The sequence below is a fragment of the Variovorax sp. AC194 genome, assembly GCF_979257995.1.
This window is the reverse complement of record NZ_OZ409823.1, coordinates 1,427,737-1,447,408: the sequence shown is the minus strand read 5'-3', so window position 1 is coordinate 1,447,408 and position 19,672 is coordinate 1,427,737. Positions and strand designations below refer to the sequence as shown.

General features: G+C 65.9%; 18 protein-coding genes. 9 read left to right on the top strand and 9 right to left on the bottom strand.

Annotation, left to right across the window (positions count from 1 at the left end; translation table 11 throughout):
- Positions 1–17: 17 nt before the first annotated feature.
- Positions 18–653, bottom strand: a complete 636-nt coding sequence (locus tag ACZYRS_RS06840; RefSeq protein ID WP_198784965.1) for a LysE/ArgO family amino acid transporter — start codon at positions 651–653, stop codon at positions 18–20.
- A 75-nt stretch (positions 654–728) separates the two neighbouring features.
- Here ACZYRS_RS06840 and ACZYRS_RS06835 point away from each other — a divergent pair, with 75 nt between their 5' ends.
- The 6 genes from ACZYRS_RS06835 to ACZYRS_RS06810 all read left to right on the top strand — a co-directional run bounded on the left by ACZYRS_RS06835 (position 729) and on the right by ACZYRS_RS06810 (position 7,308).
- Positions 729–1,637 (top strand): LysR family transcriptional regulator ArgP, encoded by a 909-nt coding sequence (locus ACZYRS_RS06835; RefSeq protein WP_463418625.1) that lies wholly within the window; start codon positions 729–731, stop codon positions 1,635–1,637.
- A 2-nt stretch (positions 1,638–1,639) separates the two neighbouring features.
- Positions 1,640–1,891: a hypothetical protein gene (locus ACZYRS_RS06830; protein WP_463418624.1), complete on the top strand. Its 252-nt coding sequence runs from the start codon at positions 1,640–1,642 to the stop codon at positions 1,889–1,891.
- A gap of 142 nt (positions 1,892–2,033) precedes the next feature.
- On the top strand, positions 2,034–3,296 hold the full coding sequence (locus tag ACZYRS_RS06825; RefSeq protein WP_463418623.1) for an HlyD family secretion protein: 1,263 nt from the start codon (positions 2,034–2,036) through the stop codon (positions 3,294–3,296).
- Positions 3,297–3,327: 31 nt separating this feature from the next.
- Positions 3,328–4,950 carry a cupin domain-containing protein gene (locus ACZYRS_RS06820; RefSeq protein WP_463418622.1) on the top strand — a complete coding sequence of 541 codons (1,623 nt, stop codon included), beginning with the start codon at positions 3,328–3,330 and terminating at the stop codon, positions 4,948–4,950.
- Between the two features lie 21 nt (positions 4,951–4,971).
- Positions 4,972–5,127: a hypothetical protein gene (locus ACZYRS_RS06815; RefSeq protein ID WP_463418621.1), complete on the top strand. Its 156-nt coding sequence runs from the start codon at positions 4,972–4,974 to the stop codon at positions 5,125–5,127.
- Between the two features lie 114 nt (positions 5,128–5,241).
- Positions 5,242–7,308: a peptidase domain-containing ABC transporter gene (locus ACZYRS_RS06810; RefSeq protein WP_463418620.1), complete on the top strand. Its 2,067-nt coding sequence runs from the start codon at positions 5,242–5,244 to the stop codon at positions 7,306–7,308.
- Positions 7,309–7,311: 3 nt separating this feature from the next.
- On the opposite strand, the gene ACZYRS_RS06805 is transcribed toward ACZYRS_RS06810, so the two are convergent.
- Positions 7,312–8,664 (bottom strand): M16 family metallopeptidase, encoded by a 1,353-nt coding sequence (locus ACZYRS_RS06805; protein WP_463418619.1) that lies wholly within the window; start codon positions 8,662–8,664, stop codon positions 7,312–7,314.
- A 14-nt stretch (positions 8,665–8,678) separates the two neighbouring features.
- Positions 8,679–10,130 (bottom strand): M16 family metallopeptidase, encoded by a 1,452-nt coding sequence (locus tag ACZYRS_RS06800; RefSeq protein WP_198784962.1) that lies wholly within the window; start codon positions 10,128–10,130, stop codon positions 8,679–8,681.
- A 29-nt stretch (positions 10,131–10,159) separates the two neighbouring features.
- On the opposite strand from ACZYRS_RS06800, the gene ftsY reads away from it, so the two are divergent.
- Complete coding sequence (gene ftsY / locus ACZYRS_RS06795) at positions 10,160–11,440, top strand: signal recognition particle-docking protein FtsY (RefSeq protein ID WP_463418618.1); 1,281 nt, start codon at positions 10,160–10,162, stop codon at positions 11,438–11,440.
- 226 nt (positions 11,441–11,666) lie between these two features.
- On the opposite strand, the gene ACZYRS_RS06790 is transcribed toward ftsY, so the two are convergent.
- Positions 11,667–13,514, bottom strand: coding sequence for an ATP-binding response regulator (locus ACZYRS_RS06790; RefSeq protein WP_463418617.1), 1,848 nt, complete (start codon positions 13,512–13,514; stop codon positions 11,667–11,669).
- Between the two features lie 16 nt (positions 13,515–13,530).
- A complete protein-coding gene (locus ACZYRS_RS06785; protein ID WP_463418616.1) occupies positions 13,531–14,241 on the bottom strand; it encodes a response regulator transcription factor in 711 nt (236 codons plus the stop codon).
- A 174-nt stretch (positions 14,242–14,415) separates the two neighbouring features.
- On the opposite strand from ACZYRS_RS06785, the gene ACZYRS_RS06780 reads away from it, so the two are divergent.
- Positions 14,416–14,880 (top strand): Mpo1 family 2-hydroxy fatty acid dioxygenase, encoded by a 465-nt coding sequence (locus tag ACZYRS_RS06780; protein WP_463418615.1) that lies wholly within the window; start codon positions 14,416–14,418, stop codon positions 14,878–14,880.
- A gap of 13 nt (positions 14,881–14,893) precedes the next feature.
- Here ACZYRS_RS06780 and psrA read toward each other — a convergent pair whose 3' ends face one another.
- The 4 genes from psrA to phnD all read right to left on the bottom strand — a co-directional run bounded on the left by psrA (position 14,894) and on the right by phnD (position 18,584).
- A complete protein-coding gene (gene psrA / locus ACZYRS_RS06775; RefSeq protein ID WP_463418614.1) occupies positions 14,894–15,985 on the bottom strand; it encodes an iron-containing alcohol dehydrogenase PsrA in 1,092 nt (363 codons plus the stop codon).
- A gap of 87 nt (positions 15,986–16,072) precedes the next feature.
- Complete coding sequence (phnE, locus tag ACZYRS_RS06770) at positions 16,073–16,897, bottom strand: phosphonate ABC transporter, permease protein PhnE (RefSeq protein ID WP_463418613.1); 825 nt, start codon at positions 16,895–16,897, stop codon at positions 16,073–16,075.
- A 2-nt stretch (positions 16,898–16,899) separates the two neighbouring features.
- Positions 16,900–17,718: a phosphonate ABC transporter ATP-binding protein gene (gene phnC / locus ACZYRS_RS06765; RefSeq protein ID WP_198784956.1), complete on the bottom strand. Its 819-nt coding sequence runs from the start codon at positions 17,716–17,718 to the stop codon at positions 16,900–16,902.
- On the bottom strand, positions 17,715–18,584 hold the full coding sequence (phnD, locus tag ACZYRS_RS06760; RefSeq protein ID WP_198784955.1) for a phosphonate ABC transporter substrate-binding protein: 870 nt from the start codon (positions 18,582–18,584) through the stop codon (positions 17,715–17,717). Before phnD ends, phnC begins: the two co-directional genes overlap by 4 nt.
- A 148-nt stretch (positions 18,585–18,732) precedes the next feature.
- Here phnD and ACZYRS_RS06755 point away from each other — a divergent pair, with 148 nt between their 5' ends.
- The gene (locus tag ACZYRS_RS06755; protein ID WP_198784954.1) at positions 18,733–19,620 is read left to right on the top strand and encodes a LysR substrate-binding domain-containing protein; all 888 of its coding nucleotides are present in this window, start codon (positions 18,733–18,735) and stop codon (positions 19,618–19,620) included.
- The last annotated feature ends 52 nt before the right edge of the window (positions 19,621–19,672 follow it).

Genomic DNA, 19,672 nt, shown 5'->3' with positions numbered 1-19,672 from the left:
GCCGCACCGGCGGCCGATCAGGCCCCGGTCAAGGCACGCCGCGCCAGCATCGCGGCCAGCACGAGCATGGTGCCGCCGATCAGCGCATCGAGCATCTGCCAGGCCCGCGGACGCGCGAACACCGGCGCCAGCAGCCGCGCGCCGAAGCCCAGCGCGGTGAACCACAGCACGCTCGCCACCGAGGCGCCCGCGACGAACCAGACCTTGAGCGAGCCCGCGTACTGCGCGCCCGCGCTGCCCACCAGCAGCACCGTGTCCAGGTAGACATGCGGGTTCAGCAGCGTGAAGCCCGCCGCCTGCGCCACCACGGCCGCGCGCGAGAGCGAGACGCCCTGCGCCGTCGCCTGCAGCGCGCCCGGCTGGCGCGAACGCCACAGCGCGCGCAGGCCGTAGGCGCACAGGAACGCCGCGCCGAGCCCCGCGAGCACCGTCGCCAGCATCGGCCGCCCCTTCAGCGCCTCTGCCATGCCGGCCACGCCGGCGCCGATCAGCACCGCGTCGCTGGCCGCGCAGAACAGCACGACGGCAGCGACATGCTCCCGCCGCAATCCCTGGCGCAGCACATAGGCGTTCTGGGCGCCGATGGCGACGATGAGCACCAGGCTCATGAAGAGCCCGTTGAGGAAGGCGGTGGTGGCGAATTCGGCAGACATGGTGCGAGCTTGCCGCTCGGCGCGGATTAACTCAAACTAAACCTCCTAACTTCCATTCAGTTTGGCTAAATCACGATGCTCGACTACGCCGCCCTCAACGCCCTGGCCGCCGTCGTGCGCGAAGGCAGCTTCGAACGCGCCGCGCGCGCGCTGAACGTCACCCCTTCGGCCGTCTCGCAGCGCGTGAAGCTGCTCGAAGAGCGCACGGGCGGCGCGCTGCTGGTGCGCGGCCAGCCGTGCGTCGCCACGGAGGCCGGCCTTCAGCTGTGCCGGCATGTGGAGCGCGTGGGCATGCTGGAGCACGAGCTGCGCGATGCCCTCCCCGCCCTCGGCATGGGCGGCGAGGCGGACGAGCGCGTCACGGTGCGCGTGGCCGTCAACGCCGACAGCCTCGCGACCTGGTTCATGGCCGCGGCGGCCGCCTTCGCCGTGCAGGAAGAAGCCACGCTGCTTGACCTCACGGTCGACGACCAGGACCACACGGCCGAGCGCCTGCGCAGCGGCGCGGTGCTCGCGGCCGTGACCGCGCTGGCGCAGCCGGTCGCGGGCTGCAACAGCGAGGCGCTCGGCACGATGCATTACGTGGCGGCCGCGAGCCCCGAATTCGTCAAGCGGCACTTCGCCAAGGGTGTCGGCGCGCGGACGCTGGCGAGCGCGCCGAGCCTGGTGTTCGACCGCAAGGACCGCCTGCAGGCGCGCTGGGTGCGCCGCATCTGCCACCGCAACGTCGAGACGCCGCGGCACTGGATTCCATCGCCGAACGCGTTCGTCGAGGCGGCGTGCGCGGGCATGGGCTGGGGCATGCATCCGGCCAGCATGGTGGCCGATGCGATCCGCGAAGGGGCGTTGGTGGAACTGGTGCCGGGGTCGACGCTGCCTGTGCCGCTCTACTGGCAGCAGGCGCGCGCGGCGCCGCAGTTGCTTCAAAAACTCAAGGCAGCAGTGCAAGCGGCGGCGCGAAGCGGTTCACACGCCTTGGATTAATCGTGGCTGCTCGTGGCAACGCCATTTTCGACACCGATGCAGCCTCTTATTCACCTCAGGTTGGCGATGTTCGCAGCCGCATTCACTGCGGCATTGCCATGAATTTAAATAAATTGGCCATATATATTTACCTAGTTAGTAATATTAATTTGCCGTATTTCGCTTCCCCATTTAACAATGGTCACTTACAACAAATTCAATTTCTTATTGACAGGAGAAGGCAAAAAATAAAACATCCCGGTCACTCGATTTGATTTAACGGTCTCGCCTGTTAGATTGCTTTGAGCATTGCCATTGACTACCGGGAAAATGCATGAATACGGGGAACTACGCTGGAAAGGATGCACGCACGCAATTTCCGTGCGCTCAAGCGGAATCCGTCTACGGGCTGCTTTCATGAGCTTCTTTCGCGTCGAGGCACAAAGAAAAGATCAGGACGCGGCCTACGGCCGGATCGTCATGGCACGGTCATGGCCAAGCTGGGTTTTCGTGCTCGCGGCGGCGGCAATTGGGTTGTCAGCCTGTAGCTATTTGGTTCTTGGCAGCTATACCAAGCGAGCTACCGTGATTGGCTTGCTGGTACCAGCGCAAGGCACCATTCGCATCTTCCCCGCAACGCCCGGTGTTGTCACGGAAAGGCATGTTCAAGAAGGTCAGCGCGTACGCCGCGGAGATCTGCTTTTCGTGCTCTCCGACGATCGACGCGCTGCGGATGCGCCGGGAAATGCACGGCTGGCAGATACACAGGTTCTCGCATTGGCTCAGCGCCGAAAAAGCATTGCGCGAACCATCGACACGCTGCGCTTCCTGCGAGGTCAAACCCAGGAAGGTTTGCGCATGCGCCTGCAGACATTGCAGGATCAGAAACGGAGCGTTCAGCAGGAAATAGAACTGCACGGTCGTCGCATTGCGACAGCCGCGCGCATGATGGAACGCCAGCGAACCCTCGCGCGGGAGCGCTTCATCTCCGAGGTGGCCCTTCAGGACAAAGAAGACCAGATCGAGACACTGCGCGTGCAGTTGATCTCCGCAGAGCGCCAGAGAGCAGAGCTTGCGAGCACGGCAGCCTCGGTTCAGAGCGAATTGGATCAATCCGGCACACGCACGGAAACACAAATCGCCGAACTCGAGCGCGAATTGGGCGCGCTGGATCAGGAGGCGGCCGAAGCACATGCCCGCGACCGCCTCGCCGTACTCGCCCCTGTCGATGGCCTCATTACCGCAATCACTGCGCAAGTCGGACAGCCGTCCGGCACGCAGGCGCTCGCGACACTTCTCCCGGAAGGAGCGGAACTCGCGGCGCATCTCTTCGCGCCATCACGAGCCATCGGTTTCTTGCAAACCCACCAGATTGCGCGGATCCGCTATCAAGCCTTTCCTTATCAAAAGTTCGGCCAGTACGCGGGCGTCGTAACCGAGGTATCGCGCAGCCCGCTGCAGCCCGGTGAACTGAACACTGCATCGCCCCTCGCCCTTGTCAGCCAGGAAGGCGTTTACCGAGTGACCGTAAAGCTCGATTCGCAAAACGTCGTTGCCTACGGCAAATCGCTGCCCCTGATGCCGGGAATGGCGCTTGAAGCGGACATCGCGCAGGAGCGCAGGCAATTGATCGAATGGGTGCTTGAGCCTCTGATCGGATTGCGGAAGTACCTGTTTTAACAATGCCCCACGTCACGAGGAAGCCTTTGCCATGGTCGATTTTGGAATCACTACAGAAGAGTTTGTCGCCGAGTACTACGAGCAACAGCCTTGGTTCCGCAAGGACGCGCTCGCTTGCCCACCGGTCAGTTGGAGCGACATCGATTCGGCACTCTTTGCGTGGAACCCGAGCGATGGCCTGTTGCAGCTTTTCAAAGACGGCCCGATTCCTTCCGGGCAATACACGGAGAACTTCAGCGATCTCGCAATGCAGCGGACAAGGATCGTGAAGGACGTTTTCTACAAATTTCTGCGTGAAGGCGCCACGCTTGTATTGAATCGGTTGGAGACGAAGTCGGAACCCGTACACGACCTCGTGATGGAGGTTGCACGATTCGTCGGTGAGAAGGCTGTTGCCAATGGATATGCGGCATTCGGCGGCGAGGGGACTTTTGCCAAGCACTGGGATACGCACGATGTCTTTGCAGTCCAACTGATCGGCCGCAAACGCTGGCGCATCTTCGCGCCCACGTTCGCACTTCCGCTGCCCCGGCAGGGAAGCAAGGAGCACAAGCAGGAGTGTCCGGCCGAACCGATATTCGACGCCATCCTGGAGGCGGGCGACGTGCTCTACATCCCACGCGGCTGGTGGCATGAAGCAATTCCGTTGCCGGGCGAGGAGACCCTTCACATCGCTGTCGGTATACATCCCATGCTTGTCAGGGACTACATCGTTTGGTCGTGCTTCAAAACATTCCCGTCGAACATCGCACTTCGTCAGTCGATCAAAGCGGAACACAACGATCTGGCCGGCCTCCCGGATGCAGCAAACGCCGCGAGAGCGCTGATGCTCGACGAGGCAAACGTCGCCGACTACAAACGCGAAATTTTTTCCAACGAACGCGTGATTTCGCGTTTTTCGCTGGAAACGCTGGGGCGCCCCGGCGGCGCCGTCGCGACCACGGGCCAATTCAGACTGAACTCCGTGTATCGAACCGCCGCGCTTTCCTCAACCAAGGTGCATGTCAACGGGCAAGCCATTTCTGTAGATAAGGCGAGCGAAGCACACATTAGCGCGCTGTTTTCACAGACCCGAGCCGCGGGAGCGTTAATTTCGAAATCGCCGACGCAGCAAGACAAGATCAATTCGCTCTTGCAACACTTGACGGCACGAGATGTCATTTCACCGGTTCCGGATGCCTCATTGTCCGCGCCTGTGCAGAGCATTTCATCGACAAGGAATATTTTTATGTCAGCACTTCAACTGAAGGCAATTCTGATTGTGGCGGTCGTACTTTCATTTGTTGCACATACAACTGCTGCAATAGCCCAATCGTCGGAAAACCTGAAAGATTTTAAAAGTGCCACTCACTACACTCGCGGTCTGGCGGGCTTTGCCGGGCATCAATTTAAAGCAGACATTATTTTCGAAGATATTCTTGTCAATGAAAAAGCGGAAAGCGTTTTCTTGGAAACAATACGATCACCAAGCTCCACGCCCGCTTCTATCACCTATTCTTTCTGCGGGCTGAAAAAGCTCAACAGCAAAAAACTTTCCGAAATCAAAGTTTTTTTGTCGTCCAACAAATCCGAAGTTTCTGTGATGAACGGAGATGTCATGAAAAAGGAGGTGCTATCGCAATTAGTATCATCGATCTACACCTACGGATGTTGACTTAAAAGAATGGAGCTTTAAATGAGAACCCTGGAAATCGAAGAGTTGGAAATTGTCAGCGGTGGAATTCAGTGGCCCGGCCAGCCCGTTTCAGACAATGTGATCGATTGCCGAAGCGGCACGTGCGTGCCCTACTACCCACCGGTCCCTGTCGGCCGGGACGGCGACGAAGAATAAATACGCTTAGAGCCTCGATCAGTGACTCGATGAAAGTCGAGTCACTTTTTTTGGCGGGCAGAAGCTGACTGCCGCCGTCAATCCATCCTTACGACAAGACGCCGCGCCTCCCACATGCCCTCCTATCTTCAGTCCACCAGTGCGGAATGCGGCGTCGCGTGTCTCGGTTATGTCGCGGCACACCATGGAAGCCACTACGAGATGAACGAATTACGTGCCAAATTCGCTATCTCTATGCGCGGCATCAGCCTCGGCGATCTCACGCAGCTTGCGGGTTCACTTGGATTGCGCGCACGCGCCTTGCGGTTGGAGCTCGACGAGCTGCCTCGACTCACGCTCCCTTGCATCCTCCATTGGGACATGGGTCATTTCGTGGTGCTGACCCATTGCATGCGCGGCAGGCTCGTACTTCATGATCCGGCAAGCGGCGAGCGCCACATGGCGATCGAAGAGGCGAGCGCCCATTTCACAGGCGTCGCGCTCGAACTCACGCCTGCACCCCAATTCGAGCGCGTCGCGCCCCTACGGACGATCGGATGGCGCCAACTGATTGGCAAGCTCTCCGGCCTCAAGCGGAGCATTGGACAACTCTTCATCATCGCCGCCGTCTTGCAAGTGGTGCTGTTGGTCGCGCCGCTTTTCACGCAATGGATCGTCGACGGCGCAATCGTCTCGGGCGACGTCGAACTGTTATGGCTGCTGATCATCGGGCTGGGGCTCACCACGTTGATCAAGGTCGCGCTCGAGGCCGCCCGCGGGTGGCTGGGCATAGTGGCTTCAGTGCAGTTCAGCGTGCAATGGGCGGCCCGAATCATGGGGCATTTGCTGCACCTGCCGGCTCAGTGGTTCGAACTTCGGCACACAGGTGACGTCGTGTCGCGGTTCCAGTCGATGCAAAGCATTCAGCAAACGGTAACCGGTCGACTGGTGGAAATCTTGCTGGATGGGCTGTTCGCGATCGTGATACTGGTTGTGATGCTGCTCTACAGCATCAAGCTCGCCGCGATCGCGGTAACCGGGGTTCTTGTCTATGCTGCCATCCGCGTGCTGCCTCACGCCGCGTTCCATCGCGCGAGCGCTGAGGCTCTGACGCACGACGCCAGGGCGCAGTCCCATTTTCTCGAGAGTCTTCGCGCCATCCAGGCGATCAAGCTTGCGGGCCTGCAAGACCAGCGTGCCGCGCGTTGGCTGAACATGCTTGTGCAAGCGACCAATCGACGTACGAGCACGCAGAAAATGACGTTGGCTTTCGGCGCGGGCTACAGCCTGGTATTCGGTGTCGAGAGCATCGCGGTGCTCGGTCTGGGCGCGGCCATGGCGATCAGCGGCACGCTCACGGTGGGTATGCTGATGGCGTTCGTTTCCTACAAGGACGAGTTCTCCTCGCGCATGCAGCGCTTCATCGACAACCTGATGGCGGTGCGAATGTTGCGGTTGCACGCGGAACGCCTGTCCGACATCGTGCTGGCTGAGCCGGAAGAGTTGGGAAGTCGCGCGCCTGCGCGGACGACCAGCGAACGCAAGCCACCCACCATTGCGCTCGAGAACATCAGCTTCCGGTATGGGAGCGGCTCGTCATGGGTACTGCGTCATGTCAGCCTCGAGATCGGAGCTGGCGAGCATGTCGCGATCGTCGGCGCTACCGGCTGCGGCAAGACCACTCTCGCCAAGATCGTGCTCGGCCTATTGGAGCCGACCGAAGGCACTGTGCGAATTGACGGGGTGCCGCTTCATCAACTCGGGCTCGGCAACTGGCGACGGCAGGTCGCGGCCGTGATGCAGGATGACCAACTGTTCTCTGCCAGCTTGCAAGAGAACATTGCGGGATTCGACGAGACGATCGACCAGGAGCGGGTACAAGCCGCTGCCAGCCTTGCGGCCATTCATGGGGAAGTGCTTGCCATGCCAATGGGATATTTCACGCTCAATGGCGAAATGGGCAGCAGTCTTTCGGGCGGGCAGAAACAGCGCATCTTGCTGGCCCGCGCGCTGTATCGAGCACCCAGCGTCCTGGTATTGGACGAGGCGACCAGTCATCTCGACGTGAGCAAAGAAAGGCAGGTGAGCGAGGCCATCCGCACGCTTCCAATGACCCGCCTTGCTATTGCGCACAGGCCGGAGACGATCGCAATGGCCGATCGAGTGATCGAGCTCACCGCGAGCGCACCATCGACGGCCTGATGGTTACTTCCCGCCCACCACCACCGTCACCATCCGCTCCGGCTGCAGCTTGCGCGCAAACGCCGCCTTCACTTCGGCTGCCGTGACCGCGTTCATGCGCGTGGTCCAGGTGTCCAGGTAGTCCAGCGGCAGGTCGTGCCAGGCGATGTTCGCGACGTTGCCGATCAGCTTGCGGTTGCTGTCCAGCAGCAGCGGAAAGCCGCCGATCAGGTTGTCCTTGGCGGCCTTCAGTTCGCTCTCGGTCGGGCCTTCGGCCACGAACTTGGCGAGCACCTCGCGCGACATCTTCACCGCCTCTTCGGCCTGGTCGGGCCGGGTCTGGAAGCCGATGCGGAACGCGCCCGCATCGAGCCCCGGCGCGAAGCCGCTGTAGATGCTGTAGGTCAGGCCCCGCTTCTCGCGCACCTCGTTGGTCAGGCGCGAGACGAAGCCGCCGCCGCCCAGCACGTAGTTGCCCAGGTTGAGCGCGAAGTGGTCGGGGTCCTTGCGCGGGTAGCCGGGCTGGCCGATGAAGACATGGGCCTGGGCGGAGTCGAACGGAATGCGCTCGTCCCTGGGCGCGGCGAGTGCGGCCACCGGCGCGATGGCGGGCAGCGGCGCGCAGCTGTCGGCCGCGGGCAGGCGCGACAGCAGCGTGGTCGCCACCGACTCGGCCTCGGCGCGCGTGACCGCGCCCACGATGCTGAGCTTGGCACGGCACGGCACGATGAGCGCCTGGTAGCGCTGGCGCATGGTGGCGGTGTCGATGCGGGCGAGCGTTTCCTCGGTGATTTCCTGGCCGTAGGGATGCGCGCCGTAGACGTCCTGGGCGAAGGCGCGGCCGGCGATGGTCGCGGGCTTGGTGTTGGCCTCCTTGATGGCGGCGTTGATGCGTTCGCGCTCGCGCAGCCACACGTCGTCGGGGAACGAGGGCTCGCCGATCTCGCGCGAGGCGAGCGCCACGGCCTTGCCGAGCAGCGCCGGGTCGGAGAGCGTGCGCAGCGAATAGCTCATGCGGTCGGTGCCCGCGCTCACGTCGAAGCTCGCGCCCAGGTCGGCCCAGGCTTCGCCCAGGGCATTCTGGTCGAGCGCGGGCTCGCCGTTCTTGCCGGCGCGCACGCCCTTCTCGACCATCGCCGAAGTCACGCTGGCCAGGCCTGCCTGCGGCGCCGGGTCGCGGCGGCTGCCGGCGTCGAAGTCGACCTGCACGTCGACGATCGGCAGCGCGTTGGTCGCGACCAGGTAGATCTTGGCGCCGTTGGCGAGCGTCCAGTGCTGGATGGGGAGTGCAGCCTGTGCGCTACCGAGGCCGAGGACGGCGGTACCTGCAAACACGGCGCCACGCGCCAGTTTGGCCAGTTTCTTGAGAGTCATCATGTGTTCCGGATCTTTCAGCGCAGCTCGCCTGCGGGTGCCGCGAAACCGCGGCCGCGGGGCTTGGCTTCGAGCGGCAAGGGACGCAGCGTGGCCACCGTGAGCTGGTCGTCGCCGAAGTACTTGGCGGCCACGGCCTGCACCTGCGCGGCGGTGACGGCCTGCAGCCGGGCGACGATGCGCTCGCTCGCGTCCAGCGGCAGGCCCTGCACCCAGTTGCTGCCCAGTTCGCGCGCCTGCGCCATCACCGAGTCGCGCTTGTAGGTTTCGCTGGCCACCCACTGGGTCTTGACGCGGGCCAGTTCGGCCTCGCCGACGCCGTCCTTCGCGATGCGGGCCACCTGGGCGCGCAGCGCGGCTTCGACCACTTCGGCGCTCTTGCCGGCGGCAGGCACGCCGTCGAGCACGAAGAGCTGCGGGCCGCGGCCGATGAAGCCCGAATAGGCGCCGGCGGAATCGGCCACCCGATCGGGGCCTTGCGTGAGCGCGCGGTCCAGGCGCGCGCCGGCGTAGCCGTCGAGCACGGCCGAGAGCACCACCAGCGCCCACGAATCGCTGTTCGTGTCGTCGATGTTCGCCAGCTGCGGCACGCGGTAGGCGAGCGACACGTAGGCCTGCTCGGCGGGCGCCTTGAATTCGAGGCGGCGGATGCCGCGCTGCGCCGGCTCGACGCGCGGCTTGCGCGCGGGCACCGCGCCGGAGGGGATGCGGCCGTAGTACTTCTCGGCGAGCGCGCGCACCTTGGCCACATCGACGTCGCCGGCCACCACGAGCACCGCGTTGGCGGGCACGTACCAGCGCTTGTGGAAGTCGCGCACGTCGGCGGGCGTCATCGCGTCCAGGTCGCTCATCCAGCCGACCACCGGGCGGTGGTAGGGCGAGGCGGTGAAGACGGCGGCGTTCTGCTGCTCGCCGAGCAGCGCCCGGGGCTGGTCTTCAGTGCGCAGGCGCCGCTCTTCCTTGACGACCTCGATCTCGCGCTTGAACTCGTCGTCGGGCCACTGGTTGCCGGCGAAGCGGTCGGATTCGAGCTTCATGATCTGCTCGAGGCTGCCGACGGGAATCTGCTGGTAATAACCGGTGTAGTCGCGGGTTGTGAAGGCGTTTTCCTGCCCGCCCAGCTGCGCCACGCGGCGCGAGAACTCGCCGGGCTTGATGTCCTTGGTGCCCTTGAACATCATGTGTTCGAGCGCATGTGCGACCCCGGAGGTGCCGTCGACCTCGTCCATGGAGCCGACGCGCACCCAGACCATCTGCACCGCGGTCGGCGCGCGCCGGTCGGGCTGCACGATCAGCGTCATGCCGTTCGCGAGGGTGAATTGCTGGGGGCCCGGCGCGGCCGCGGTGGCGGCTGGAGATGCGGCGGGGGCCGGTGTGGACTGGGCCTGCGCAGGCATGGCCCCGGACGCCATCAGCGCCACCGCCAGCACCGCACCAGACGCAGCACTGCGTGGCGAGAGGTGTTTCATAGAATGGGTCGGATTGTAAAAAGCTCCTGATGTTCAGTTTCTTCAAGAAAAAACCGCCTGCCGAAACCCCGGTCGCGCCGGCGCCGACCCCACCCGTCGCTCCGCCCGCCGCCCCTGCACCCGTTGCCGAGGCCGCCCCCGCTCGCTCGGTGTTCTCGCCTTCGAGCTGGTTTGGCGGGAAGCCCCCAGCCGAAGCGCCCGTGCCTGCACCGGTCGAAGTGCCTGCGGTGGTGGTCCCCGCCCCGGCCCCGGTGGCATCGCCGGCGCCCGTCCCGGCTCCAATCCCAACCCCCACGTCGATTCCAGCGCCCGCGCCAACGCCGGTTGCAGCGCCTGCCCCGGCTCCGGTTCCGCCCCCTGCGCCCGTCCCTGCCCCGACACCCGCCGTCGTCGAAGCGGCGGCGCTCCCCGAGCGCAAAGGCTGGTTCGACAAGCTCAAGACGGGCCTGCGCAAGACCGGCACCGGCATCCAGGCCGTGTTCGTCAATGCGCAGATCGACGATGCGCTCTATGAAGAGCTCGAATCCGCCCTGCTGATGGCCGACACCGGCGTCAAGGCCACCGAATACCTGCTGGACGACCTGAAGGTCCGCGTCAAGCGCCAGATGGCCACCGATGCGGCGCAGGTCAAGGTGCTGCTGGCCGAGGCGATTGCCGATCTGCTGCGCCCGCTCGAGAAACCGCTGGTCATCGGCCAGTTCACGCCCACCGTGATCATGGTGGCCGGCGTCAACGGCGCGGGCAAGACCACCTCCATCGGCAAGCTCACCAAACACCTGGCCACCGAAGGCGCCTCGGTGCTGCTGGCGGCCGCCGACACCTTCCGCGCCGCAGCGCGCGAGCAACTGCTGGTCTGGGCCGACCGCAACACGGTGGAAATCGTGAGCAACGAGGGCGGTGACCCGTCGGCCGTGAGCTTCGACGCGGTGAACGCCGGCAAGGCGCGCGGCAAGGACGTGGTGCTGGTCGACACCGCCGGCCGCCTGCCGACGCAGCTGCACCTGATGGACGAGCTCAAGAAGATCAAGCGCGTGGTCACCAAGGCCGACGCCACCGCGCCGCACGAGGTGCTGCTGGTGATCGACGGCAACACCGGGCAGAACGCGCTCGCGCAGGTGAAAGCCTTCGACGAGACGCTGGGCCTCACCGGCCTGATCGTGACCAAGCTGGATGGCACGGCCAAGGGCGGCGTGCTGTGCGCTATCGCGCGCGAGCGGCCGATTCCGGTCTATTTCATCGGCGTGGGAGAAAAGCTCGAAGACCTGGAGACCTTCAACGCGCGCGAATTCGCGCAGGCGCTCCTGGGCTGACGTCGGCTGATCTCGGCTAATTTCAGTCGAAAAAAAAGCGGCCCCCGCTTGCGCCGGGGCCGCTTCTCACTTTCTTCTTCTCTCCCTTCCCCCTTGTTCTTGCTCCGCACGCTACCGAAGGCGTCGCGCGGAATGCAGTGAAGATATTCGGCGCAGCGGACGCTCACCAGTGCCGAAAGTCATGTCGTGGGCCGATCGATCCGGCGATCGATCAGGCGAGGGGGACTCAATGACTACCAATGTTTTCAAGCATTGATGGCTGGTGCGGAGAAGCCGGCTTCGGCGCCCCCAGTTCGGCCATCGCCTGGAACAGCGCGGCCGCGACGACCGGCTTGAACAGCACCGGCACCTGCGATTCGCGCACGCGCTGCAGGCGCGCGGGCGAGGTCTCGCCGGTGATCAGCAGCAGCGGGGTTTCGACAGCGCCCTCGCCGCCCGGCCCCTGGCTCAGGCGCAGGCCGGCGTCCAGGCCGTCGGCACCATCGGCCAGCCGGTAGTCGCACAGCAGCAGGTCGAAGGGCCGCCCCTCGCGGCGGGCCCATTGCAGGGCCGCGGCGGCGCCGGCCTCGTCGGCCACGGCGTGCGCATCGATTGAATGGGAGCGCAGCAGGCCGGTCATGGCCTCGCGGATTTCCAGTTCGTCGTCCAGCAGCAGCACGCGGCCCGGCAGCGCCGGCGCGGGCTTGCGCAACGCTGCCTGCGCTTCGCCGGCGTCGGACGGAAAAGCCGGCACCAGCACGCTGGCCAGTGCATGCGCGGCCGGCAGCACGACGCGAAAGTGGGTGCCCCGGCCCGGGCGCGAATGCATCTGCACCGGATGCCCGAGCAGCCGCGACAGCCGCTGCACGATCGACAGGCCAATGCCCAGCCCCCGCGAGCGGTCGCGGCCCGGATTGTCGATCTGGTAGAACTCCTCGAAGATGCGGCCCGACTGCTCGGGGGCGATGCCGATGCCGGAGTCGCGCACCTCGACCCACACCGAATCGCCGCGCTCGCGCGCCATCACCGTCACGCCGCCATGCGCGGTGTACTTGAGCGCGTTGTCGATCAGGTTGGAGAGCATGCGGTGCAGCAGCTGCGGATCGCTGTGCACCCACAGGCCGCTCGCGCGCACGCGCAGCTGCAGCTGCTTGTGCTCGGCGCGGGCCGAGAAGGTGTGGTTGAGCGGCAGGAACAGCGCGTCCAGCTGCACCGGCTGCGGCACCGCGATGATCACGCCGGCATCGAGCCGCGAGACGTCCAGCATGGTGTCCAGCGACGCGCCCAGCGCATTCACCGCGCGCATCAGGCGCTCGGCGTTGCGGCCTTCGGGGCGGTCGCGCAGCTCGTTCTCCAGCGCCGCGCCGAAGAGCGCGATGGCGTGCAGCGGCTGGCGCAGGTCGTGGCTGGCGGTGCCGAGGAAGCGGGTTTTCTCTTCGCTGGCGCGCTCGGTGGCGGCGATCTGCTCGCCCAGGCGCGCGGCCAGCGCCTCGTTCTCGAAGCGCAGCATGAGCGATTCGGTCAAGAGCTTGTGCTGCCCGATGCCTGCGCGCAGCGTCAGCAGCAGGTAGGCCGCGCCGGCCGCCGCGAGGAAAAGGTGGAGGCCGTCGCCCTGCCAGGCCAGCGCGGTGATGAGCCCCAGCGACATCGGCAGCGTGTAGCCGAAGAGCGCCGACTTCAGCGGCCAGAGCGACTGCGCCGCCCGCGAGCAACTGCCCACGATCACCGCCATCAGCAGCGAGGTCATCGGCAGGTTGTTGTACGGCACCACCAGCCAGGGCACCACCGCCGTGATCATGCTGACCAGCGTGACCATGCGCGAAATCTTGCGCGCCCAGTACGCGCTTTCCCGCGCGGGCCGAAGGGGCGTCCAGCGCGGCGTGAAGAAGACGTAGATGTCGGCGCCCAGCAGGCCCGCCAGCCAGAACAGGAGGCTCGGGTTCTTCAGCTGCGAATAGATGATGCTGCCGAACACGACCACGAAGGCCATGTGGGTCAGCGTGGAGATGCGGTAGGTGTCGTAGACCGAGGCGACGTGTTCGCGCAGGACCCGCTGGCCGAGGGTGTGGTCAGCCGATGGGCCGCTGGATGCCACGGTCGGCACGGCTTCTTTAGTGCAGCGTGCTGATCAACTGGGCGCGCGAGCGCATGCCGAACAGCAGCAGGATGGTGGAGACGTGGTTCTTCACCGTGCCCTCGCTCAGGTTGGCGAGCTGCGCGATTTCCTTGTTGGCCTTGCCTTCGAGCACCCACTGCAGCACCTGCATCTGGCGCGGCGTGAGCTCCTGCCAGGCGCTGGCATGGGCGAATTCGGCATAGCCGGTGAGCGCCTTGGGCACGGCGGGCGGCGGGGTGTCGGCGGCTTCGGGGTCGAGCAGGCCGCAGGCGCGGATGAAGCTCACCACCTCCTTGAGGTCGGCCGACTTGGGCAGGAAGGCGCTGGCCCCCAGGGCGAGCACGCCCTGCGCCAGCGTGCTGTTGCCGGTGCCCGAGAGCACCACGATGCGCGCTGCCGGAAAACGCCGCCGGAATTCGGCCAGTCCGCTCAGGCCATGGGTGTCGGGCAGCGCCAGGTCGAGCAGCACGAGGCCGATCGCCGCCTGGTGGGTTTCGTACAGCGCGAGCGCGTCGGCCACGTTGCCCGCCTCGAAGACCTCGATGTGCGCGCCGGACGAACTGGCCTGCGCCTGCACCAGCGCGCAGACCCCCAGGCGGAGCAGGTCGTGGTCGTCCACGACCAGCATCGCGGTCGGCGCGCGAACCGGCAGGCCCGCCCCCGCAGTCTCGGGCGGCGGCGTGGAAGAAGAATCGAAGGGAGCCACGCGTTTGATCTTAGCTGCGCAATCCGTGGGCGACAGTGCCCTAAGTCATGACAAGGCGCGCCCAGCGGAGCGGAATTGCTACTTTTTCAGTAGCGCTTGGCGCACTTGCCATCCACGGGCGCCGTGGGCACCATCGAAGTCTCGCCGCATCGAACGGCGCCCAGGAGACTCACCATGATGCACACCGCCGCCGCCCCGCTGGCCACGAGCGACCGCAAGGTCGACCGGCTGCTCGCGCACTACGAGGAAAGCCATCGCAACCCGACCAACGAGCTGATCCACTACATCGCCATCCCCGCGATCATGCTGAGCATCGTCGGGCTGCTTTTTGCGATTCATCCGTGGGTGGCCTACGTTTTCGTGGCCGCGAGCCTTGTCTATTACGCGCTGCTGCGCGCGCCGGCTTTCCTCGTGACCATGCTGGTGCTCACCGCGCTGGCCCTGGCGCTGGTGCATGCGATGGGCAGCCTCGTGCTGCCGGTCTCGGCCGCGATCTTCGTGGTGGCCTGGATCTTCCAGTTCGTGGGGCACAAGATCGAAGGCAAGAAGCCGTCGTTCTTCGAAGACCTCCAGTACCTGTGGGTCGGGCCGCTGTTCGTGCTGTCGAAGCTGTTCCTGAAAATGGGCATCCGCTGGTAGCTGCCGGCCGGCTTCAGGCGACGGCGATGAAGTTGCGGCCCCGCGCGCCCGCCAGCGCCGCTGCGATGCGATCGTTCCAGTCCGCCTCGGGGATGCCGTAGGCCAAGGGGTCCACGCTGACGCCCAGGTCTTGCAGGAATGCGGACAGCGACGCGACCGCGTCGTCGATCCGCGCGACCTCGAAGACCGAGAGAAGCAGCCCGTCGAGCGCCGGATCGCGCCCGGCCGCCAGTTCCATGATCCGCGGAAGGCTGAACGAACACGCGATGCCGTGCGGCGTTCCGTGCTTGAGCGTGATGTCGTACGACAGCGAATGCGCCAGCGCGGTGCGCGTGTTGGAGAACGCCAGGCCCGCCTGCAGCGCGGCCGTTGCGAGGCGCTCGCGCAGGTCGGGCCGGTGCGGCTGTTCAAGCAGCTGCGGCAGCGTCGCGATGATGCTGCGCGCGGCGCTCACGGCCAGGCTCGCGGACACCGGATTGCGGTGCACGTTCCACAGCGATTCGAGCGCATGGGAGAGCGCATCGAGCCCGCTGGCCAGCGTGGCTGCGTGCGGCAGGCTCAGCATCAAGTCGGCATCGACGATGGCCGCCTCGGGCCAGGTCCACGGCAGCTGGAGCGAGAGCTTGCGGCCGCGCGCCTGGTCCCACACGGTGGCCCATGGCGTCACCTCGCTGCCGGTGCCGGCGGTGGTCGGAATGGCCAGGAGCTGGCGGTGCTGTCCGCGCGACGCCGGCTGCGCAGGCGCGCCTTCGATCATCGCCAGCAGTTCGCCGAACCCGCCGCCGGCCGGACGCGTCAGCATGACCTTCGCGCAGTCGATGACGCTGCCGCCGCCGAGCGCGATGACGCAGTCGACGTCCGCATGATCGCGCCACAGCCGCTCGTACATGGGCGCGAGCCATTCGACGTCCGGATTGGGGCGCACGTCGGTCTCGACGGCCACGAGCCGGTCGCCCAGCAGCTCACGGATGCGATCGACGAGCCCGAGCCCGGGCGCCTCGGGAAACGCGATCAGGATGGCGCGGCGTTGGCCGAGGCGCACGGGCAGTTCCTTCAGCGAGCCGCAGCCGGCGGTCATGTTGACGGGGTTGTAGTAGGTCCACATGTTTCGTTGGGAAAAGCTCGCACCGCGGCCGGGCGCGGCCGCGAGCTGTAAAGAGAAAAAAGAAAAATGCGCGCGAGCGCCGGGCAATCAGTGCCGCCCGCTGCGCTGGATGCGATGGCGCAGCTGGCTCGACAGCGTGTCGGCCACCACCACCATCACCGTGATCACGATGATGCAGGTGGCCGTCTCGGGGTAGCGAAAGAGCTTCAGGCTGCTCACCAGCTCGAACCCGAGGCCGCCCGCACCCACCATGCCCAGTACCGTGGCCGAGCGCAGATTCACCTCGAAGCGATACAGCACCACCGCGATCCAGGCCGTGACGACCTGCGGGATCACGCCGTAGACGATGACCTGCAGCGGACGCGCGCCCGTCGCACGCAGCGCCTCGAGCGGCCCCTGGTCGATCTCCTCGATGGCATCGGCGAAGAACTTGCCCAGCATGCCCGCGCCATGCAGCGCCAGCGCGAGCACGCCGGGAAATGGCCCCAGGCCCACCGCCGAGACGAACACCAGCGCGAGGATCAGCTCGTTGATGCTGCGCACCACGTTCAGCACCTGCCGGGTGCTCTGGTACACCCAGCGGTTGCTCTGCAGGTTGCGGGCGGCCAGGAACGACAGCGGAATCGCCGGCAGCACCGCCAGCAGCGTGCCCCAGACGGCGATCTGCACCGTCTCGAGCGCGGGGGCGACCAGGCGGCTCAGGATGTTCAGGTCCGGCGGCAGCGTGCGGCCGAGAAAATCGAGGATCTGCGGCAAGCCCGCGGCGAGTTCCGACCAGCTGAGCTGGGCGCCGCTCGCGCTCCATAGCAGCGCCCAGCCCACGATGGCCACGCCCACGATCAGGTTGAACCAGCTGCGGCGGCCTTCGGGGACCGGGCCGGTCCAGGCGTAGGAGGTCGATGGATTCTTCATGGTCATCCTTCCGTGCGGGCCATCAGCTGCAGGGGCCGGGCAACCGGGCTGGCCGCATCCCTGGTATCGCCGATGTCACTGGCGTCGTTGGCGGGTGGCGGCATGTAGATGCGATCGATGTCGCCCTGCCCCATGGCCTCGGGCGCGCCGTCGAACACGACGCGGCCCTGCGCGAGGCCGACGATGCGGTCGGCGAATTCGCGCGCGTAGTCCACCTGGTGCAGGTTGCACAGCACGGTGATGCCCAGGTCGCGCGACGCATCGCGCAGGTACTGCAGAACCTTGCGGGAAGTCTGCGGATCGAGGCTGGCCACCGGCTCGTCCGCCAGGATGACCCGCGGCTGCTGCGCGAGCGCGCGCGCGATGCCCACGCGCTGCATCTGCCCGCCCGAGAGCGAATCGGTGCGCGCATGCGCCTTGTGCGCCAGGCCCACGCGGGCGAGGCACTCGTGCGCGAGCGCGATGTCGGCGCGGCTGAAGAAGTGCAGCACCGAGGCCAGGGTCGACACGGCGCCCAGGCGGCCCGTCAGCACGTTCTTCAGCGCGCTCAGCCGGGGCACCACGTTGTGGTGCTGGAAGATCATCGCCACGCGCTGGCGCAGCGCGCGGGTGTCCGCGCACTGCACGGCGTCCATGCCGTCGACGTTCAACTCGCCGCCGTCGGCCACGGCCAGGCGGTTCACGCAGCGCAAGAGGGTCGACTTGCCGGCGCCCGACTCGCCCAGCACCACGACGAACTCGCCCGCGGCCGCCTCCAGGTCCACGCCGCGCAGCACGGCGTTGTCGCCGTACCGCTTGGTGAGTTGCCGGATGCGGATCACTTCATGCTCCGCAGATCCAGCTTGAGCACCTTGGCGGTGTCGCGGATCACGTTGTAGGCGGCGTCGTCGGTGGGCTGGAAGCCGTTGAGCACGCCCTGGTCGCCCCAGGGCAGGTCCTTGACGTTGGCCAGCGCCTTCGCGATCTTCGCCTTGAGCGCCGGATCGAGGTCCTTGCGCCAGACCATCGGCGACTCGGGGATCGGGTTGGACGACCAGACGATCTCCAGCTCGTCCTGCTTGACCTGGCCCTTGGCGATGGCGCTCGCCAGGATGCGGTCGGCCACCGCGGCGGCATCGACCTTCTTGTTGGCCACGGCCAGGATGCTGGCGTCGTGCGAGCCGGAGAAGATGACGCGGCCGAAGAAGCTCTCCGGGTCGTAGCCGGCCTGCAGCAGCCCCGACTTGGGGAACAGGTGGCCGGACGTGGAGGTCGGGTCGACGAAGGCGAAGGTGCGGCCCTTCAGGTCTGCGGGCTTGGCGATGCCGCTGTCCTTGCGCGCAATGATCACGCTCTTGTAGGAGCTCTGGCCGGTCTTCTTGGTGACCGCGACCGCAAAGGCTTCCACGTTCGCGACGTCGTGCGCCAGGACGTACGAGAACGGGCCGAGGTAGGCCACGTCCAGCTTCTTGGAGCGCAGCGCCTCGATCACGCCGTTGTAGTCGGTCGCCACGAACGGCTTGACCTGCATGCCCAGTTGCTGCTGCAGGCTGTCGAGCACCTGGCGGCTGCTCTCGATCATGGCCTGCGAGTCCTCGGCCGGGATGAGGCCGATGGTCAGGGGCTGTGCCGCCAGGGCCGGGAGCGTGGCCACGGCGGAAAGGGTCAGGGCGATCAGGCTTCTGCGCAGGCGAGAGAGGGTGTTCATGGTGGAGCTCGGGAAGGTGGGAGGGTTGCGGAGGGGGTGGGATGGAAGGAACCGGGCTGGCGGCTACCCCAAGGCTAAGAACGCCATGTGACACCGGCATATCAAATCGATCACGGATTTGTCACATGTCCATTCAAATAATCTATGGATGTCAGCCACCAAACTTCGCGCCTTCCTTGCCGTGGCCCAGCACGGCAGCTTCAGCGCGGCGGCGCGGGCCGTGGGCCTGAGCCAGCCGACGCTGACCACCCAGGTCCAGGCCCTGGAGCGCCAGCACGACGTGGTGCTGTTCCATCGCCAGGGCCACCGCATCGAGCTCACCAGCGTCGGCGAGCGCCTGCTGCCGGTCGCGCGGCAGCTGGCGGCGCTCGAGGTGGACGCCTACAACCTCCTGCACGACAGCGGCAACCTGCAGTCGGGCGAGCTCAAGCTGGGCGCGGTCGGGCCCTTTCACGTGATCGAGATGGTCGATGCCTACCGCAAGCGCTACCCGCGCCTGGATGTGTCGATCCGCATGGGCAACTCGTCCTCGGTGTTCAAGGACCTGGAGGAATACGCCGTGGACATCGGCGTGCTGGCCCGTTTCCACGAGGCGCCCGGGTTCAGCGCCACGCCGTATGCGCGGCATGCGCTGATCCTCTTCGTGCACCGCGATCATCCGTTTGCCGGGCGCGGGCAGATCCGGCTGGAGGAGCTGCACGGGCAGCCGATGCTGCAACGCGAAAGCGGCTCCAGCACGCGGCGCGCGCTCGACGAGGCGTTCGAGCGCGCGGGCGTGCGGCCCCGGCTCGCAATGGAAATCGGCAGCCGCGAGGCGATCCGCGAAGCGGCCGCGCGCGGCATCGGCATCGGCGCGGTGTCCGAGGCCGAATTCATTCCCGACACGCGGCTGCGCACCGTGCGCATCGAGGGCGATCCCGCGGTCACGCAGACCTATCTTTACTGCCTCCAGGTTCGGCGCGAAAGCCGCGTGCTGGCCTCCTTCTTCGACCTGGCGCTGACGCTGCGCAAAGGCGTCTTCGACGCCGCGCCCTGACGGCCCGACCTGACGAAAAAACCGACAGGACCCTCGAAAAACCCGTGGGCTT

Excerpts from the sequence above, each read along its gene's own strand:
- psrA (WP_463418614.1), bottom strand. The coding sequence starts at position 15,985 with ATGTGGACCTACTACAACCCCGTCAACATGACCGCCGGCTGCGGCTCG.
- ACZYRS_RS06800 (WP_198784962.1), bottom strand. The coding sequence starts at position 10,130 with ATGAAACACCTCTCGCCACGCAGTGCTGCGTCTGGTGCGGTGCTGGCG.
- ACZYRS_RS06805 (WP_463418619.1), bottom strand. The coding sequence starts at position 8,664 with ATGATGACTCTCAAGAAACTGGCCAAACTGGCGCGTGGCGCCGTGTTT.
- ACZYRS_RS06825 (WP_463418623.1), top strand. The coding sequence starts at position 2,034 with ATGAGCTTCTTTCGCGTCGAGGCACAAAGAAAAGATCAGGACGCGGCC.
- phnD (WP_198784955.1), bottom strand. The coding sequence starts at position 18,584 with ATGAACACCCTCTCTCGCCTGCGCAGAAGCCTGATCGCCCTGACCCTT.
- ACZYRS_RS06815 (WP_463418621.1), top strand. The coding sequence starts at position 4,972 with ATGAGAACCCTGGAAATCGAAGAGTTGGAAATTGTCAGCGGTGGAATT.
- ACZYRS_RS06810 (WP_463418620.1), top strand. The coding sequence starts at position 5,242 with ATGCCCTCCTATCTTCAGTCCACCAGTGCGGAATGCGGCGTCGCGTGT.
- ACZYRS_RS06835 (WP_463418625.1), top strand. The coding sequence starts at position 729 with ATGCTCGACTACGCCGCCCTCAACGCCCTGGCCGCCGTCGTGCGCGAA.
- ftsY (WP_463418618.1), top strand. The coding sequence starts at position 10,160 with ATGTTCAGTTTCTTCAAGAAAAAACCGCCTGCCGAAACCCCGGTCGCG.
- ACZYRS_RS06755 (WP_198784954.1), top strand. The coding sequence starts at position 18,733 with ATGTCAGCCACCAAACTTCGCGCCTTCCTTGCCGTGGCCCAGCACGGC.
- ACZYRS_RS06840 (WP_198784965.1), bottom strand. The coding sequence starts at position 653 with ATGTCTGCCGAATTCGCCACCACCGCCTTCCTCAACGGGCTCTTCATG.
- phnE (WP_463418613.1), bottom strand. The coding sequence starts at position 16,897 with ATGAAGAATCCATCGACCTCCTACGCCTGGACCGGCCCGGTCCCCGAA.
- ACZYRS_RS06780 (WP_463418615.1), top strand. The coding sequence starts at position 14,416 with ATGATGCACACCGCCGCCGCCCCGCTGGCCACGAGCGACCGCAAGGTC.
- ACZYRS_RS06820 (WP_463418622.1), top strand. The coding sequence starts at position 3,328 with ATGGTCGATTTTGGAATCACTACAGAAGAGTTTGTCGCCGAGTACTAC.